Here is a 16,846-nt window from a genome sequence, read left to right as displayed (position 1 = left end):
TCCCGGCGTCACTGTGTACAGGGCTGCCACGGACATACTGATACCCGTATATCCGTGGTTAAACATTCACCTTCAACTTATAAAGTCCTGAAACAGCCGTATTCTTCTTCAAACCGGGAAAGATCGCATTCCAGCGCCCTGCGGTCCCAATTGCCGGTATTAGCGGCTGCTTCATAGGTAGATTGCAGAAAGGACAATAAGGCTTCTTCCGGATCTGCTGCCTGCTGAATGGTGTTGTAATACAGGAAGAACTCTCCCATTTCTTTACTATAGAAAGCCCCTTCCGGCTTCACGGGCTGTTGGCCGAATGCCTCGTTAACCGGATAACAATAGGCGTAGAAAACGACATGCGGAAATTGTTCGCTACCGGGCCAGAATCCGCAGGAGCTTACTTCCTTAGAATATGCCTCTTTCATGACATCCGCCGGCATATTAGGCGCCTGTCCGGTGTGTGGCGGTGCATCCCGGCCTGAGAACCTGGTAACAGCCAGGTCAAAGGCTCCCCAGAAGAAGTGCACAGGGCTGCATTTACCGGTAAAGCGGGATCTGAAACGGGTAAACACATTATGTACCCTGACAAGTGCCTGCCAGTAATCTGTCATTTTTTTTCCATCGTAGGCACGGGCTACATCATCATCTTCGAAAGGAACAGCGTTTTCCATTTCACTCGGAGTAGTATAGATTGTAACGTCTATGCCTGATGCATTCAGTTTTTCAAATACCTCTCTATAAAAATCTGCGGTGGTCCGGGACCGGAGGTCAACGGTTTCCCGTTTGCCCGTACTCGTTGTAATTATTAACTGGTGAAGATGGAAATCAAAATCGATCTGGAAAATACCATGCTCGTAAGGCATACTGCCCGTGCTAAGGCCGGATGGCGTAACATATAATGTAACATGCCAGGAATGGTTTAACCAGGGCATCTTCCTGAGACGGATCTTCCCCACTATCTGCGTCCACAGATGAACCGCTGCCAGGGTGTCTTTCAGTTCTTCATATTTCAACACCGGCCATGTGTCTTGTTTTAAAGCAGCATCTTGCATAACTAACTATTTGGAAATGAAGAGAGCAATGTTTCCGTGGTAATTTACCAAAATAATCAGTAACACCTTGTTTACCTGAAGAAGTAATTCAGATGCTTACAAGCTAAGTAATAATCAATTTCCGTTATATCATTTTATTTGTACATTTGTAGCCGAACAATGAGCACCATACAACTCAAAATAACTTCAAGGACCCTTCACCTGACAGTGAACAATTAATCAAGTGAACATTTAAAAGAAAAACCAAGTATCCATGAGAACCAATTCTTTGCGCAATGCAGGGATAACTGTTTTAATGACATTTATTTTTGCTGCTTGTAACAAAAACGAAACAAAAGACACCAGCATAGCAAATACCGATACTGCCGCCGCGACAAGCGATGTAGTAGCTGTTGCTGCAACATGCACAGCACAGGCATGGGCATCTGTGAATGGAGGCACTACCGGTGGAGACACGGCAAAACCTACCGTTGTTTCTACATATGATGCATTAAAAGCCGCTATTCAAAATACAGGCATTAAGGTAATACAGGTGAACGGCACCATTACCATCCCATCAGGAGGCCGGATCTCCTTCCAGGACCAGGCAGGCAAAACCATCTTTGGCAGTCCCGGTGCTACTTTAGCATCGACTGATCAAACCAAGGACAAGTCAGGCATTATCTATGTAAAGAGATGTAAAAACATCATTATCCGCAACCTCATTTTTGATGGTCCGGGCGCATATGATGTGGATGGCTGGGATAATGCCACACTGGATGCATGTACCAACATATGGGTAGACCATTGCGAATTCAGAGATGGATTGGATGGCAACTTTGACATTAAGAACACATCCGACTATATCACTGTCTCTAATTGTAAATTCACTTACTTAAAGGCACCAAAAGCTGGTGGTCCCGGCGGTTCTGACGACCACAGGTTTTCAGACCTGATCGGCTCCAGCGACGGCGCCACGGCCGACAGAGGCCATTTCCGCATCACTTTTGTAAGATGCTGGTGGGCACAGGGCTGTGTTGCCAGAATGCCACGGGTGCGTTTTGGACAGGTACACATTGTCAACAACTACTTCAGCAGTACCGACAGCAAGAGCTGCATCCAGGCGGGTTTTGAAGCGAACCTGTTGATAGAGTCCAACGTTTTTGAGAACGTGAAGAACCCAATCGACCTGATGGATAAGACTTCCAGTGCGGTGCAACTGAGAGGCAATGCTTTCAACAACACATCAGGTACGACTTCAGGCAATGGCGTGACCGCATTCGTTCCTCCTTATACCATTCCCATACTCGATACGGCAATTGTAAAATCAACTGTAACAGGGCACAAAGGCGCCGGAGCCACTTTAGCGGGTAACAGCTGCTCATCCCTATAGTTGCAGAAAGGTCCCTGAAGCTCAGTTTAAATAAAAGCAGGGATACAGCCGGGCTGTATCCCTGTCTTCAAAACCACCGTAAGAAGGGCTATTCCACGACTAACTTCTTCGTCTCAATCTTTGTATTGGCTATAGTTTTCACCAGATAAACACCGGGCGTCAGATCACCTGTAGCTACCGCTATACGTTGTTCACCTGCTGCGATATGTTGCTTCAGTGTCTTTACCAGGGTTCCGTTAGACTGATAGATCTCTATTACTGCTTCTGTTGCCAGGGGCAACTGGTAGTACAACGTTACCTGTTCCCTGGCAGGGTTGGGATATATCTTCAGGCTTGCTTTTAGGGGCTTGTTCTCAGCCAGCAGTACCTGCATAGCCGCTACTCTGGCGGCGGATGTAGTGCCCCATCTGAAGGTCTCCCATCCACCGATAGCTGCACGATTGCAGTTCATTGGCTTTGTACCATTCTCGGAACAGATATACTGCCCTCTCAGGCTCTGGAAGGCAACCGTATTGCTGCTCAGACCAACCCATTTAAATCTTGTAGTGCTATCGAACGTGGTGCCCGTGCAGTACATAGGGCTGGCAGCAGTAACATAAAGCCCATTGCTTCCTTTCAGAGCAACGGTGTTGTTCCCGGCATCCACCACTATAAACTTCTCCCACGGTCCCAGAGCTGCACGGTTGCAGTTCATGGCCTGCGTTCCGTTTTCCGAACATACCAGCAGTGTATCATTATACAGGTAAATAGTACTGCCTATTGGCGCCGGTGATGGTGGATTCGCAATAGTAGTATCCAGGGCGTCCTCAATGATAATATCATCAAAATAAGCGGTAAAATTGCCATTCAGAGCCGGATTGTCGTAAGCGATGCTGATACCGGTGATCTCGTCTCCGATCAGTTCTCCCTTACCGATCTGGCAGGAAAATTTCTCCCAGCCGCCTACAGTGCCACGGCCCACATTCGGGTGCATAGCGTTACCATTGTTGTCTTTATAGGCAGTCAGGTTGCGTAATACCTTACCCGATTTAAATGTCAGGTCAACAGAAGTATACCTGCCGGGACTATTTACGGTATACTTCCAGAAACTCAGCTGCATATTGGCTTTCACGGCAATCTTTGTTTCGGATATTTTATAGTAGTAGGAAGATGCCCCCGCAGCAGTACCATTGATCCTGACGGTATATACACCGCTCTTCGAAAACGCGGCGGCATTGTCAATAGTGACTGTTGTATTGCTCACACCTGCGGAAGATAGCAAGGCGTTCTTATAGAAGCAGGCATCAATGGGAGACACTATATTCTGTGGTACGTCATTGATAATACAATTTGCCACCCTGCTTTCAAAACTGTTCCTGTAATAGATGGGACCGAGGGAATAAGGGATCGGTATATCCGCAGGCGTGTCTGCACTGGTCAGCAAACGCGCTGCCTGTCCTGCGAGACGCAGGTAATAGTCTGACGAGGTCCAGATGCCATCCATGCCAAGCGTACCAAAATACTGATCTGTTGGAATATCAAAATAGTCTACTGCTGAACTGATGATATTGGTCGATTCCTCAAACTCGTCCAACATAGCATAGTACATCGACTTCACACCGATACTCTTGATATTACGGGCCTGTTTCCAGAGGAACTTTCCTCCCAGCCTGCGGGTATCATTCGGATAACCCGATACATGCTGAGACCATGCGCTACCGGGGAATATCACCGGGTAAAATCCCATGCCATTCTGATCGCAATATTGTTTGTCAGGGATGAGGTATTGTGTCCTGAAATTATCTGCACCGGTTGTATCATTGTATACACCTACCGTCCAGGGAGAGATCATGTTATAGGCTTTGTACACCTCTTCAAAATCGGGACGGGAACCGGCGTCCCTTAGTCGCCAGTCCCTCGGTACGCCAGCAATCACATAACAACCACGGTCTTTGAAGAACTGCGCCAGTTCCAGTGCCTGCGCTTTATCGACCAGGATAGTGGAATAGCCTAATCCCCAGAGCTCTACTACCGGCTTGCCATTCACGGTAGCATAAGCGCCTGATTTAGTAAGTTCATAGATCTGTTCCATCTGGTATACCCAGTCACGTTTAATACCCTCTACCAGGTCAATGGAGTTCACTTCTCCATTGTTCTGATCGGGCATACAATACATGACATAGAACAGCCTGCCGTTGGCTTCACAGGCGTTTTTGATATGGACGTAATAGTCGTCTGTGGAGGTATATTTCATATTCCTTCCAACAGGTGCATTACGCTGAATAGCCACGCCATCAAAACCAGTTCTTTTCAACAGGGCCATTTGCACATCTATCACACCTTTATCGGTGGAATTATACAGCTTCGCAGGCTTACCATTGCCTAGATTTGCAAAATTGGAGGCATACATTGGTACATTCGGATTGTCCTCATAATCCGCCAGCTGGGGGAATGTTTCTGTATTGTGATTCCCCCTTCCGGCAGCGGGTACTTTATCGTATGCCCAATGCGTCCAGTCTTCCGGCTTAGGGCCGGCCTCGTGCCATAGCTGGTAACCGGCAAAGGACTTTCCTACAAACTCAGAAGCAGGATTGTCTGGTCTGGCAGGAATAGGCTGCGCATCAGGGTTCAGCGATCCGAGGTATACCGTGACGTCTTTGATATAAGTATCTTCTGAGCCATAGCCGAGGCGGATATCTCCACCATACCCCATGCTACCATCCAGGCCAGCATCTTCCAGGAATACCAGGCGGGTGATCCATTTCTTTGTATTGGATTTCTTGAAGTCGGCACCGCCCCAGCCGCTACCGGAACGGGTGTAGTTCAGCCACACGAAATTCATGCTGTTGTCGTAGTACGTGATAGACAGGATGACTTTCTTAGCTGTGGTGGGAACAGCTGCCCTGTCACAACGTACATACATAAATTTCCCTGCGGGAACCTTTCTGCAGGTGACACCATCCACAGTGGCCACTTCCGTGTAGCCCTCACCGCTCTGGTTGTTTTCGATGCCATAGGAGAGGCTGCCGGATCGGACGGGATTGGTAAATTTGATCCACGCAGATACCGGCGGCAGGACAATATCGCCCGCCTTGAGCATGCATGCGCATAGCAGGCATGCAAATAGTAATAGAGAGTGTTTCATATATAGTATTTAAGTGGGAAAAGATGCGAGGTATTGATGGGTTTTCTACAGATTGAACTGTAAATCAACAGGTATGGAATCAGGTAATGGGTTTACTGGGTTAAAAGAATATGGTTTCGGGGTAAAGATACGATTTCGGAAGTAACTCGGGGCATGCAGCTGATTTTATATTTCTGTATTACTAATCTGTCTGCCAATAACTCACATACGAACAAATTGCAATTGCCTCTTGTTTTGTTAAGCTAAATTTTGACTTTAAGCGCCTCTCTTTATTATCATTTTCTGACCTTAAAGAATATAACAATGTACCCTCTGCAACTCCTCTATTACCGTTTGCTTTTCTTTTAATATCGGAGTGAAGATAGATGGAAATAAAATGCATATAATTATTCCCCAATCTTTCATTAAACACTTTTTTGTCATAAAGTTCTTTCAGTTCAAAAAATGTCTGTTCTGTTAGTGAAAGCGTAACCGTCTTTATTAAAGTATTCATTTGCCTACTATCCCACACATTTATTGAAATACATTTATTTATCATGTCCAGCCTGTCAATCTGTGCAGCGTATTCCTTTAAAAGGTGAAATGCATCATATATATCAAATTTAAAGCTCAGGATGTTCGTCGTCGTTATTGGAGTTCTTTTTAGTTTTTCCGTGGGTATAGAGCGAAATATTTTATAAGCTTTTCCTAAATTGACAATTACAAAGTGTCTGTTAAAAGCTGGAAACTTCATCAACAACATCACCGTAAACTTTCCTACATTACCTGTTAGTATCATCTGCTAATTTATGCGTACTGATTTTAGTTATTGCGTCAAACCTTGCCAGAAGATAACAGACATGCAAATACACGCCTTAGTTGAATAACGCACTTTATTATCTATCAGTAGTATGTCTGCAACATTGCTGAAATTCTCTATGCCAAAACGAACTCGACTGACGTCACAACATGTTCGATATGCAAACATTCTTTTAGTCCTCTCCCTGCAGCGCTTTATTCAAAAGCATCTTTCCCGCATCACTATAAGTAAGCGACAAGGCCACCTGCCTTCCTGCTTCGCTCATCTTTGCCCATGTCTTCTGCAAAATGCCGATCATCTTTTCTTCCGTATGCTTCTTTATAAGATCATCATACTGAAATGACAGGAACACCAGGCAAAGGGCATCCTCCATCGTTTGAACCTCAGCATCCGTTTTAAGTCTTTTCTTCAATACAATTTCGTTGACCCGGGCAATGATGTCAGCATCATATCCAATAGATTGTAATAGTTCTGTTGCTTTGCGGGCGTGGAAATGCGCCAGGTCATTTTTCCATGTCAGGTAGCCTACTCTACCATCCGGGTATGTTTTTCTGTCGATCTCCCATCTTCCTATGTGCTGGCACCTCGAAGCAAGTAAAAGCGGCTCGCTGGCTTCCGGATTAAGTTTGTTCACCCATTCATACAATTGAATAGCGTAAAAATATTCTGATGGATACTGATCCCCATTCCATATTATCCGGGATGGGTCCTGTTGATTATAAGTATCAAACAAACGAAAGGCTTGTTCTATTTTTGTCATAAAGACCAACGATTTAGTGATGTCATTGCTGTAAATATAATAAAGATAATATCATATATCATGAGTGAAGTTCATCGCGGTGACCGCAGTAAAATCCGCTAGCATACGGAGTGCCTGCAATAACCATCAATAGTCCGAAATGAATACATTTATTTTATCATATTTAAATTAAAGATGTATATTTATTTTGAAATTAGCCCTATAGACCTGTGTCTGAGCTATTAAACCCTTAAATAAGTAATATTAAATCAGCTTAATTTCCATGATCCGTCCAGTTTTTATCGCCCTGCTAATTGCATTTTCTTCAAGTACCGTTCTTGCTGGCATTAGAATTCCTTTTGGGCAAAGAGAAGTGTTGAACAAGGTATACGACTTACCTAACACTGATGAATTTAAATCAGAAACCGGCAATTTTATTGACCTGGCAACACTTCATAAGGAATATAACATTGCCTATTTTCTTCCATTATACGTCATAGATGAGCCTAAACTGGTTTGCTTTGATGAAAAAACAGATTCCTTTTATGATCTGCCACAAGAAAAGGTGGATGCAATTATAGCATCACAAAAGCTAAATAAAGAAGAACTTAATAAATTACCTTTCTACACCAGATATGGAGGTAAAGTAGTTGCGATACTGCTTATCGGGTTGCTGATCTGGGGAGTTATTCCTTCAAAAAATGAGGAAGCAGAGGCTGAAGTCAAGGAGGTGTAAACTAACCCTTAACCTGGTGAAAATAATATTCTTTACGTTAATGAAAAGTCCGCTGACAAATACAGCGGACTTTTTATTTCCTTATTTAGAAAAAAAAATGAAGACATTCAGAAGGATGCTTCGGGTCTGGAACGGAAAAACTTTCACCTACCCCCCCCTCCTACCAAACTTCCTGTATCAAGATCATAAGAAAACGCTACCCACTCATCTGAGGTACAAGTCGGGCTAAAAGCAAGCCCCGAGACTACATTTTTTTCGATCCTAACGTCTGCCAGCCCGTCCCACGAGATCCTTTCCGTGCGCCAGTGTGTGCCATCCGCCGCTATGACAGTGAGGTGCGTTTCGTCATGTAATACATACCTGCTGGCGTTTGCTTGTAAAATATGAGAATAACCAACACCAAATACCGCAACAGGCTTTGTATCATCCGGATCCATCAGGTAACAGGTACCGCAGGCAATTACCAGTAGCAGGTCCGTATTGTCGAGTTGAATAACTTGTTTTAAATCAGTCCACCCGGGTTCAAAGTTTGCAACCCATTCAGTCCCGTCACGCCTGTAAAAGCGAACAGGGAATCCCTCTGAATAAAATGGTTTGCCTGTTTCACTTACGGGGATATACATAGGCCCATATGTGGGTAAGGAAGGTAATATTTCGAACTGCTTCTTAGATTTCACCGCTTTGCATTCGCTATTTAATCGATTTTCTTTTTCCATTCAGCTTGTTCTTAAAAAACTCAATCCGCTCCCTGTATTCATTTTCACTTAGTTGTTTCGTTTTCAAATCCCATTCTGTTCGCTGCTTGTCTATTGACATAGCAATATTAGCAAAGTCAATCGCTTCCTGATACTTCATTTGCTTCTCCAGAATGTCAAGCTTTTGCCTGTAGTACCAGGCGTCTTTTCTGATTCCAATTGCCCGATCCATAAGTATCAGCGCCCGATCCAATTCCTTGTCCATGTAGAAATAATATTCCGATGCCGCTGCATACTCATCCGGGTCCTTTGACATGCCTGTCAATAACTTCTGCTGTATGAAGATATCCACCATCTTGTCTGTTTCTGTTTCTACCGGGAAAGAAACCTGGGTTTTCTCCCATGTTATATAAACAACGGCATTGTTTGGTATCACGTCAATGTCTACCGTCAATGACTCATAATACCGGCTTGTCGGTTTGGGCTTTACTTTGAAACGAAATAGATCTTTCTTTTCGTCATAACGGGCGGTTCCATATAATGTCGTATCTGTATTGAATATTACGGTCCATTCATTTGCACCCGGAATCGTAAAGACTGAATAAGTTCCTTTGTCTATCTTTTTATTGTCGATGACAACTGGCTTACTAAATGTGATCTTTGTACAATTTCCTGCTCCCGTCCTCCACAGTTTATCATACTTAACCAACTCACCGAATACTTTACGCCCCCGGGCAGCCGGACGCTCATAGTCAACCGCAATGTTTGTAAGCCCAACCGTTTGCTCGATCCTCCCCTTGGGGCTTAGACTCGGAAAGACTGACTGGGAAAAGGAAGTGCATGCCGTTATTAGAAAAACGATTGTTAAAAGTGTCTTCATTTTATTTTTTTGATAACTTGATCTTATAGCGTCTTGTCGCTGGCACTTATGTTTCGCTAGTATACGTTTTTTTAAGCAGGAAACAAATACACAATTATCCTGTGAGTAGTCTGACAGGCATGGATGTATATCACTTATTAAAAACGGCCGGTTCAATAAATTAATAAGCGCTCAAAATTATCTTGAACGTTAGCGGGTTCTTTTTGTATGCGCTTTTCCAAACTTAGGCAAGGATGGTACTTAAACGTAAATTCGAGCAGCTTCGACTTCTCAATTACACTACAAATTATCAGTCATGTTTGGCATTTATATGTTGAATAAACCCGGAAATGTTGGTCCGATTCGCCGAATATTTCAGGTAGCTGGTATCATTTAAAATTGATTTTGAAATCACTTCTCTGCACTCGTTCCTGTGATTTGTTTGCTCAAGACTTCCGGCATAATAATATAGATTTTCCAAATACTTGCCAATATAATATTGCTTAAAGCTCTCTTTAGGTCTCCTTTTATCTGTAATCACAAGAAAGTCGGGAAATTCGAGATCTTTAAATTCGTAGTATGGTTGATGATTGAACGACGGGTATTGCCTGACTATGTCAACAGCAGCCTGGAAATTAGGTGGGTTCGGGATGTTTATATACCCCCAGATTAAGGCTCCAAACCGTTCCATTGCCATCAGGAAAAATATGCTACGTTCCGTGGCGCCTGTTAACCCATACTCATTTAAATTGAAATCTATTTTTTTGAGGTTGAAGGGCTGAACTTTGTTCGTCAGACATCCGAAAATTGTGCCGTAGTAGGTACTCAACATTTCAAGGTCACTTATATCCGCGTTTGCAAGACTGTCTATCAAAAAATCATTGTCCTTAGGGGTATCCTCATACAAGTTCCAGTTAACATTTACAGCAAGGAATATATTTCTTAATGTGGCAGGTTCTGGCTTGCTCAAATATTTCTCTGAAAGTATTCTCTTGTCTGTATCAACGACTGCCAGAAAAAATTGCTTAGCAAGCTCCAGCGAGTCGATCTTTTCACTGTTGATTTTTTCCTTCGCCTCCCTTGTCGCATCCTTTCCTGAAGAACTATTCTCTTTATAGAATCTTGCCAGCGTTATAATTCCTTGTTTTGTTTCCGCACTTATGTGTTCCTGTGCTTGTACATTATTCAAAAGGAACACAGCGAATAAAAGTGTAATTATGTTTTTCATATTCTATATACCGGTTTAAACTACATGTCAGGACTAGAGTGAATGTAGTAGCATTCATGAAAGAAAAGTAACATGTCGGGACAAATAAATTATCCCTTCGAATAGAAATGGCTTCCAGGTTGGGGCATGCTTAACCTGTCTGAAACAAATCTATGTATCCCTCATTCAATGGGAACGGTACAATCACAGGAAAAGAATAATAATGGTTCTGGTAACAGGGCTCGAACCTGTGTCCACCCGGAAATCGAGCCGGGCGCTCTACCACTGAGCTATACCAGAACTAGTTTTTTTCAGGATTAATCGGTTTCGCGTTTTTTCCTGAGTAATATTTATGTTTCTTCAAAACGCTGGCTAAAAAAGGATTGCTGATCACCACTCCATGAACAAGCTCAGGTGTTGGTGTGAATTTGGCCACAGACCTTTCACGGGGTGCAATCCACCCGCTCTTTACAGGATCCACCTTTGCTTTTCTACACTCTTCGAATATCATGATCCGGGTACATTGGGCTTTCCCTTCTATTACCTCCCACGGAAATGGCAGCGCGTCCCATACATATGTATTTGGATCTAAACCACCACCAAGCATAGTATGTCCGTACGCAAGATCTCCCGCCATTAAACGCATAACCTTTCCAAAGCAGATTTCGTTCAGCAGTTCGTCCATGCCTAAAGCAAAAATAAGGTCGATCCAGTTGTCTCTTGCCTTGTTCCAGGCGCCAGCGGTATTGTTCCAGGTAGAGGAATCATTACCTCTGCGCACGATCATTGTCGCTTTGTTTATGAGGTTCTCCGACCACAGATCCCGGAGAAGGGCTGCAATGTCCTGCAGAATTGTAGTCCATTCTCCAAGCAAAATACCTTTTTGTTCATCGGTAAGGTGGAATAATACCGATTGAGCGGTATAAATATGTGCGATAGCCCACCAATTAGCACTATCACCACAGCGGGCTAACAACATTTCACTAATCTCATCAAACGGCCTGTCCTGTCCCTGGAAAGTAAATTTACTTCTTACATTACAACGGGCATTGTAGTACGCAATAAAACAGGCAGTATTGATATCCGAGAAGAAGTCCTCATGCTTAATTCTATGGGCAAGTCCGTGCTTGGAGACCAATTGAAATTCATGCTTGCGAAGTTCCCGTATGAATTTTTCCAGTTTGTTTTCCAATCTTTTCAATAAGCGCCAACGCTTATTATAACTTCGCTTAGACAGATCGATCCCATGCGACATGCGTTGTTCCCTATTCAGGCGATCCGCGGAGAAATCGTTATAAGCCGGATTCTTTCCTATTAGTGGAGAAACCGTAACGATAAATTCCTTGATGTTATCCACTATGTTATAATCCCTTGCAGGTTCATCCAGCTTAAACAGTTCAATTGCCTTCTTTACCTGCCTTTCAGCTCCTATTGCTCTGGAAAATGATTGAGCCATACTGGTATAACTATGCACACTTCTGGCAAGAGCGCCCTTTGCCGCTTTTTCCAACATTGCCCTTTCATAAACTGACATGTCATTTCCCACCAGCTCCATAATAACATCAGCTACGTCCTCGGGACGTATCCTCAATTGTAGAGAGTTGTAAAGAAAATGCATATTATCCATATTCAAAAGTAATAACATATCCTCAGCTATACAACTGCGGTAGTCAAACGATCCCGTTATTTATAGTTGCCCTAATAACAAGTCCTACATTTTGTCCAGGTTTAAATTCATACGCGGGTCCTTTTTTTACAACGCTGCTTTTCAACGGCTGAACATGTCTATCAATTGTTCAACTGCTTCAATTCCGCCAGTAGATTATCAAAAGGGTAATCCCCAATGCCTAATCTTTTCAGCTTTATCACCTTATTCCCTTTGTTATAAATTTCAATAAATTCTCTCTGTTGCTTGTTTGAACCTCCGGCTTCTTCACCTCCTTTAAAGGAAATGTCCGGATAATTATAGTCCTTGATTTCCTCGCCATTGATCACGGTGAGCGTTTTTAAAGTTACTTTCCTATTATCAGGGTCAAAAGTTATACTTACAAATATTTTCTCGAACAGGAAATATCCGGTCAAAACCAAAATAAGGATAAAGGTCAATATCCATTCCTCGATTGAACCAGAAAAACGATGAGGTCGGATAACCGGCAATAAGAATTGAAACACGATCATCGCTGCAATCATTATAAGAAGCCGGAAAAAATATGTGCTTCTCTCCTTTAAATTTTCATTTTCAATACGTCGGGGAGTATTCATGGGTTAAATAGATTACAACTTATGGATAATATCAGCTCATGGCTGTACGTTTACACGTTCGTAAATAGCCTGATTGACCACAGCTATATAGACAATATAATGGTTGGGTACCTTTCTCTCCTCTACAACCGCCGAATGCAGTACCAGTCTCCCTTCTCTGTCAATCCCAGCCTGGGATATTGCAGCCCCGGCTTTAGCAAGCTTATAAACAAGCAAATAGCGGCCACCTTCCAGTAAGTAACGTGCATTAGCTTTGCGTTTAAACCCTTTCTTTCCCTCAGCTTTAGCAAAGAGCTGGAATTGTCTATCGCTTATTTGCAGGAACGCATCATCACTGTTATCCTCATTCACAAGTGTATTGTTCCGTGAAAAGTCTGATGTATTCAATGAGGCGGAATCCTGGAATTTCATCGTACGGTTGGACACAATCCTCCATGTGCCGATCAGTTTTGCCGGATCAGCTATGAGCATCGATGTGTCTAATTCGGCATGCGGCCGGGCAGACGGAGAGCAAAACCATATATGGACACCCTTGTTCTCGTACGACATACCAATTTGCGTCTTTTTCACCAAAGGCGTAGCAAAATGGTCATAGGAATGATAGTCTTCATCCCACTGGTCAACGTTAGGTCTGGGTAGTGATATCGCATAATCAAGCGGAAGGTTTATGCTTTTTCTGGGTGTCGCTGCCAGCGATTCAATGTCAGCTTTTGATTGTGCGGCAGTCGTGGTAGTAACAGCTATCAGGGAAACTGCAATACAGTACCGGGACAATACAGGCATAGGTGTGAATTTTAAGGTTAGGGTAAATATAAAGAATTGTAAATTAATAACAAATTTGACGCCCGATGGCGCTTGCATGTTATTACCTCTTATAATTATTTACCTCTAAAGTTAATTCTACGCCCCCATCTAACTAACAGGTTCTTCCTCCTTTTGGAACCTGGACCAGATATAAGTAAAAAGCCAGGCGCCCAAAATAGCATAAACAGGTATCGCGAAGTATGACTGAAATACGAAAGTTATCAATAATATGTTTACAACTACAGCACCGACCATCCCCAGAATAATACCTATAAGAGCACCATTCTTTCTATTTTTAACCCTTCTAAAATAGCCGATCACGCCGCCAATAATTGCGCAGATCAATAAAATTTCTGTACCTCCCAATGCAAACATAGTTAAGTTTTTTAGTGTTAATGTTCTTATTACAGCGCTCAGAAATAATCCTCAGTCCTTTTCGCTGAAAATTGAAAGCCAAAGCGACTTATACCAATTATCTGCTATTGCCTGCGCCAGGCGATTAGTCACTTGTTGGAAATAGCACCTGTAATATATTAAAATATTTTAACATTACTAGGTTACTATTGAAAGATACATTCATGATTAGCACACCTAAGAGCCGGCTCTCTTTTAAAATTTATACACATAATTCACTGTAAGCCTGATACCATTTCCTTTCACATAGCTCAGATTGTCCGACATCCATTGTGAAGGAATAGTAAAATAATTCTTATTCAATAAGTTCTCTATGCCGATTTGAATACTGCTTTTCTTATCAAGATGATAGCTGGTAAAAAGGTTAAAAGTGGTAAATGAGTTGATTGGGCCAGTGCCATAACTGTACTTGCCGTTGACAGGCTCAAAGCGTTTGCGGTTGCCTGCATGGAGCATCTGTACACGGATCAGCCAATCAGGTAGTATATTCCAGGAAACATAGGCTGTAGATTTAGGTGGATTGATACGGTCGCCACCAAGATAAACCTTTTTATCATTGACATTTCTTTTCCCTTCAGTATAGGAATAAGAGCCGCCAATGACTAAATGCTCCAGTAAAGCATAATCTGCTGCCAGCTCAAAACCATGAATTTTCTCCGGCGACCTGGCAATCTGCGTTTTACCGTTCACATATACATAAGAGGCCCCCAGTTCAGAGGTACTAAGGTAAACAGCTCCTTCAATATTAAGTTTCCCGAATGTGCTGTTAAAACCAGCTTCATAACTATTTGCGGTTACCGCCTCAGTAGTGATATCAGCAAGCGTATTTTCAGCAGCAGACCGAAGTACCAATCCAAGATCCCCGATGCTAAAGCTCTGCGAAAAGCTGACAAATGGTTTAAAATAAGACAGCTTATTAAATCTTAAACCGGCATTAAACACGAAAGCATTATAATTGAGCGCACCGCCCTTTACCACAACACCGCCGCCGGAATATCCGCCGGTGCTATAATTAAGCGTATTAAGTGTCGTATACGTGGGCACATCAATATTTATATTTTCAAAACGGAGCCCTGCCTTAAATATCAGGTTTTTCTGAAACACTGATTTTAATTGCATATAAGGAGCGAGGTTACGCATATTCATTTCAGGAACAGAGACACGTCCATCTGTAAGCACAGTGGAAGTTTTATCGGAAAGTACATCAATTCCATATATAACATTACCATTCCAAATATCTGAGATGAGAAAAGGACTATTCAGGTTAATTCGTAAGCCTTTCTTTTTGTCAAGAATTCCAGGTTGACCATTTCCTTCAAAGAAGTTACTTGAAGACAATAAAGTATAAAAATCCTGCAAATACATATTTACGTCAAGATCAGTGCCGCCTATGAGCCCTTGACTGCTGTAATGAAGATTCACATTGTGATTATAAGGCGTACCTTCCGGCTCCCCCGGCCGAACACCCAGGATCCCTATAGTCGCGGAATCCGGAACACCATACTTTCCCGCCCTGGCAATATAATCAGTGCGCTGTTTACTGCTGAAATAATTGTACATCAGCTCCAGTCGGTTATTGATATTGATATTATACCCTACTTTGGCAAATACATTCCACATTTGCAGATCATTCAATCCATATTCAGGAGATAACACTTCGCCTTTCGCATCCCTGGCGACGCCTGTTTGTTCATATCGTCCGGAAACAACATAGTCAAGTTTTTTTATTGTGCCGCTTAACAGCTGGCTTGCCTGCGCACCAAGCGTATGCTGTGGTTTTATCAGAAAAGTACTGGATCCGATAGAAGTCTGTCCACTGATCACTTTATTCGCGTCCGGCTTCTTTGTAATATAATTGATCAATCCACCGTCTGCGCCGTTGCCATAAATAGCAGTAGCCCCTTTGATAACTTCCACTCTCTCAATAGCAACAGGATCAATTGTGCGAATATCGCGGGCGCCATTACGTAAGGGAGTGGATTGTGGCACGCCGTCTATCATGATTAAAATGCCACGACCACGCATCGTCTGCCCAAGATTGCTGCTTCGGTTAGTATTAAAGCCGAGACCAGGAACACTATTGGCCAATATATCGCTCAGATTATTATTGATCGTTTTCTGAATAGCAAGATCCTTCGCACCAATGATATTAATAGAAGACGGCACCTCATCCAGTGTTTCCTGCCTGCGACTGGCAGAAATAATAACTTCTTTCAGTTTTGTGTCCTGCTCTAAAGTAAAATTCAAATGAGCCGTATCCCCCGCATTAAGTTCAACTTTTTGAATCGCCGGCTTATATCCAACAAGGGAAGATGCAATGATATATGCTCCTGCGGGTACGCTTATCGTATATACTCCGGATTGACTGGGTGTCACCCCGGTCTTAAGCGCCGGTATGCTAACGGCAGAAAATGCGAGACTGTGATGCTCCTTATCGTATACCGTCCCCGTAATAACTGCTTGTTGCCCAACGGCAGACAAACTGACAATAACCGCTGTCAGCAACCATACTAGTGTTTTCATTATTCAGATTGAATGATAGATCTTCTGGTACAAAAAGTTGCAAACTTACACGGGAGCGGGGTGACAGGTTTATGTAATGCGGAAATTCATTTACGAAAAAAGGAAAAAGTAGCTCGCTTAACAGCCCTTCCTGAGCTGGGCCGTAACATTATATCTTTTATTAATCAGATCACGGTTATAGTATTTAAAGTGAGGCCTTTATCTTACTTCTGATACAGACTCTTTGTTCAGTACAAAATACTCCGTGATAATACCTATTTGATGCAGGC

Annotated in this window: 14 protein-coding genes and 1 tRNA gene; 2 read left to right on the top strand and 13 right to left on the bottom strand. The window is 42.9% G+C overall.

Annotated elements, in window-relative coordinates; translation table 11 throughout:
- Window positions 1-77 precede the first annotated feature (77 nt).
- Window positions 78-1,043, bottom strand: coding sequence for a DUF5996 family protein (locus MYF79_RS17290; RefSeq protein ID WP_247808902.1), 966 nt, complete (start codon window positions 1,041-1,043; stop codon window positions 78-80).
- A 253-nt stretch (window positions 1,044-1,296) separates the two neighbouring features.
- Here MYF79_RS17290 and MYF79_RS17285 point away from each other — a divergent pair, with 253 nt between their 5' ends.
- Window positions 1,297-2,415: a polysaccharide lyase family 1 protein gene (locus MYF79_RS17285; protein ID WP_247808901.1), complete on the top strand. Its 1,119-nt coding sequence runs from the start codon at window positions 1,297-1,299 to the stop codon at window positions 2,413-2,415.
- Window positions 2,416-2,503: 88 nt separating this feature from the next.
- Here the strand turns inward: MYF79_RS17285 and MYF79_RS17280 are convergent, their stop codons facing one another.
- The 3 genes from MYF79_RS17280 to MYF79_RS17270 all read right to left on the bottom strand — a co-directional run bounded on the left by MYF79_RS17280 (window position 2,504) and on the right by MYF79_RS17270 (window position 7,098).
- The gene (locus MYF79_RS17280) at window positions 2,504-5,539 is read right to left on the bottom strand and encodes a T9SS type A sorting domain-containing protein (protein WP_247808900.1); all 3,036 of its coding nucleotides are present in this window, start codon (window positions 5,537-5,539) and stop codon (window positions 2,504-2,506) included.
- A gap of 181 nt (window positions 5,540-5,720) precedes the next feature.
- Window positions 5,721-6,317 (bottom strand): hypothetical protein, encoded by a 597-nt coding sequence (locus MYF79_RS17275; protein ID WP_247808899.1) that lies wholly within the window; start codon window positions 6,315-6,317, stop codon window positions 5,721-5,723.
- Between the two features lie 193 nt (window positions 6,318-6,510).
- Window positions 6,511-7,098: a DUF4202 domain-containing protein gene (locus MYF79_RS17270; RefSeq protein ID WP_247808898.1), complete on the bottom strand. Its 588-nt coding sequence runs from the start codon at window positions 7,096-7,098 to the stop codon at window positions 6,511-6,513.
- A gap of 262 nt (window positions 7,099-7,360) precedes the next feature.
- Here MYF79_RS17270 and MYF79_RS17265 point away from each other — a divergent pair, with 262 nt between their 5' ends.
- Window positions 7,361-7,813, top strand: a complete 453-nt coding sequence (locus MYF79_RS17265) for a hypothetical protein (RefSeq protein WP_247808897.1) — start codon at window positions 7,361-7,363, stop codon at window positions 7,811-7,813.
- A gap of 143 nt (window positions 7,814-7,956) precedes the next feature.
- On the opposite strand, the gene MYF79_RS17260 is transcribed toward MYF79_RS17265, so the two are convergent.
- The 9 genes from MYF79_RS17260 to MYF79_RS32475 all read right to left on the bottom strand — a co-directional run bounded on the left by MYF79_RS17260 (window position 7,957) and on the right by MYF79_RS32475 (window position 16,577).
- Entirely contained in the window at window positions 7,957-8,529 is a 573-nt protein-coding gene (locus tag MYF79_RS17260) for a hypothetical protein (protein WP_247808896.1), read from the bottom strand.
- Entirely contained in the window at window positions 8,504-9,388 is an 885-nt protein-coding gene (locus MYF79_RS17255; RefSeq protein WP_247808895.1) for a DUF2911 domain-containing protein, read from the bottom strand. Before MYF79_RS17255 ends, MYF79_RS17260 begins: the two co-directional genes overlap by 26 nt.
- Window positions 9,389-9,677: 289 nt before the next feature.
- Window positions 9,678-10,595, bottom strand: a complete 918-nt coding sequence (locus MYF79_RS17250; protein ID WP_247808894.1) for a hypothetical protein — start codon at window positions 10,593-10,595, stop codon at window positions 9,678-9,680.
- A 203-nt stretch (window positions 10,596-10,798) separates the two neighbouring features.
- Window positions 10,799-10,874, bottom strand: a tRNA-OTHER gene (locus tag MYF79_RS17245).
- Window position 10,875: 1 nt separating this feature from the next.
- The gene (locus tag MYF79_RS17240; protein WP_247808893.1) at window positions 10,876-12,219 is read right to left on the bottom strand and encodes a hypothetical protein; all 1,344 of its coding nucleotides are present in this window, start codon (window positions 12,217-12,219) and stop codon (window positions 10,876-10,878) included.
- 143 nt (window positions 12,220-12,362) lie between these two features.
- Complete coding sequence (locus tag MYF79_RS17235; protein ID WP_247808892.1) at window positions 12,363-12,836, bottom strand: hypothetical protein; 474 nt, start codon at window positions 12,834-12,836, stop codon at window positions 12,363-12,365.
- Between the two features lie 36 nt (window positions 12,837-12,872).
- Window positions 12,873-13,619: a hypothetical protein gene (locus MYF79_RS17230; RefSeq protein ID WP_247808891.1), complete on the bottom strand. Its 747-nt coding sequence runs from the start codon at window positions 13,617-13,619 to the stop codon at window positions 12,873-12,875.
- Window positions 13,620-13,748: 129 nt separating this feature from the next.
- Complete coding sequence (locus MYF79_RS17225) at window positions 13,749-14,015, bottom strand: hypothetical protein (RefSeq protein WP_247808890.1); 267 nt, start codon at window positions 14,013-14,015, stop codon at window positions 13,749-13,751.
- Window positions 14,016-14,249: 234 nt separating this feature from the next.
- A complete protein-coding gene (locus MYF79_RS32475) occupies window positions 14,250-16,577 on the bottom strand; it encodes a TonB-dependent receptor (RefSeq protein ID WP_317233071.1) in 2,328 nt (775 codons plus the stop codon).
- Window positions 16,578-16,846 lie beyond the last annotated feature (269 nt).

The organism is Chitinophaga filiformis (assembly GCF_023100805.1).
GTDB lineage: Bacteria > Bacteroidota > Bacteroidia > Chitinophagales > Chitinophagaceae > Chitinophaga > Chitinophaga filiformis_B.
The sequence above is the reverse complement of the archived record's forward strand: the minus strand, read 5'-3'. Positions and strand labels throughout refer to the sequence as shown.

Excerpts from the sequence above, each read along its gene's own strand:
- MYF79_RS17290 (WP_247808902.1), bottom strand. The coding sequence starts at position 1,043 with ATGCAAGATGCTGCTTTAAAACAAGACACATGGCCGGTGTTGAAATAT.
- MYF79_RS17285 (WP_247808901.1), top strand. The coding sequence starts at position 1,297 with ATGAGAACCAATTCTTTGCGCAATGCAGGGATAACTGTTTTAATGACA.
- MYF79_RS17280 (WP_247808900.1), bottom strand. The coding sequence starts at position 5,539 with ATGAAACACTCTCTATTACTATTTGCATGCCTGCTATGCGCATGCATG.
- MYF79_RS17275 (WP_247808899.1), bottom strand. The coding sequence starts at position 6,317 with ATGATACTAACAGGTAATGTAGGAAAGTTTACGGTGATGTTGTTGATG.
- MYF79_RS17270 (WP_247808898.1), bottom strand. The coding sequence starts at position 7,098 with ATGACAAAAATAGAACAAGCCTTTCGTTTGTTTGATACTTATAATCAA.
- MYF79_RS17265 (WP_247808897.1), top strand. The coding sequence starts at position 7,361 with ATGATCCGTCCAGTTTTTATCGCCCTGCTAATTGCATTTTCTTCAAGT.
- MYF79_RS17260 (WP_247808896.1), bottom strand. The coding sequence starts at position 8,529 with ATGGAAAAAGAAAATCGATTAAATAGCGAATGCAAAGCGGTGAAATCT.
- MYF79_RS17255 (WP_247808895.1), bottom strand. The coding sequence starts at position 9,388 with ATGAAGACACTTTTAACAATCGTTTTTCTAATAACGGCATGCACTTCC.
- MYF79_RS17250 (WP_247808894.1), bottom strand. The coding sequence starts at position 10,595 with ATGAAAAACATAATTACACTTTTATTCGCTGTGTTCCTTTTGAATAAT.
- MYF79_RS17240 (WP_247808893.1), bottom strand. The coding sequence starts at position 12,219 with ATGTTATTACTTTTGAATATGGATAATATGCATTTTCTTTACAACTCT.
- MYF79_RS17235 (WP_247808892.1), bottom strand. The coding sequence starts at position 12,836 with ATGAATACTCCCCGACGTATTGAAAATGAAAATTTAAAGGAGAGAAGC.
- MYF79_RS17230 (WP_247808891.1), bottom strand. The coding sequence starts at position 13,619 with ATGCCTGTATTGTCCCGGTACTGTATTGCAGTTTCCCTGATAGCTGTT.
- MYF79_RS17225 (WP_247808890.1), bottom strand. The coding sequence starts at position 14,015 with ATGTTTGCATTGGGAGGTACAGAAATTTTATTGATCTGCGCAATTATT.
- MYF79_RS32475 (WP_317233071.1), bottom strand. The coding sequence starts at position 16,577 with ATGAAAACACTAGTATGGTTGCTGACAGCGGTTATTGTCAGTTTGTCT.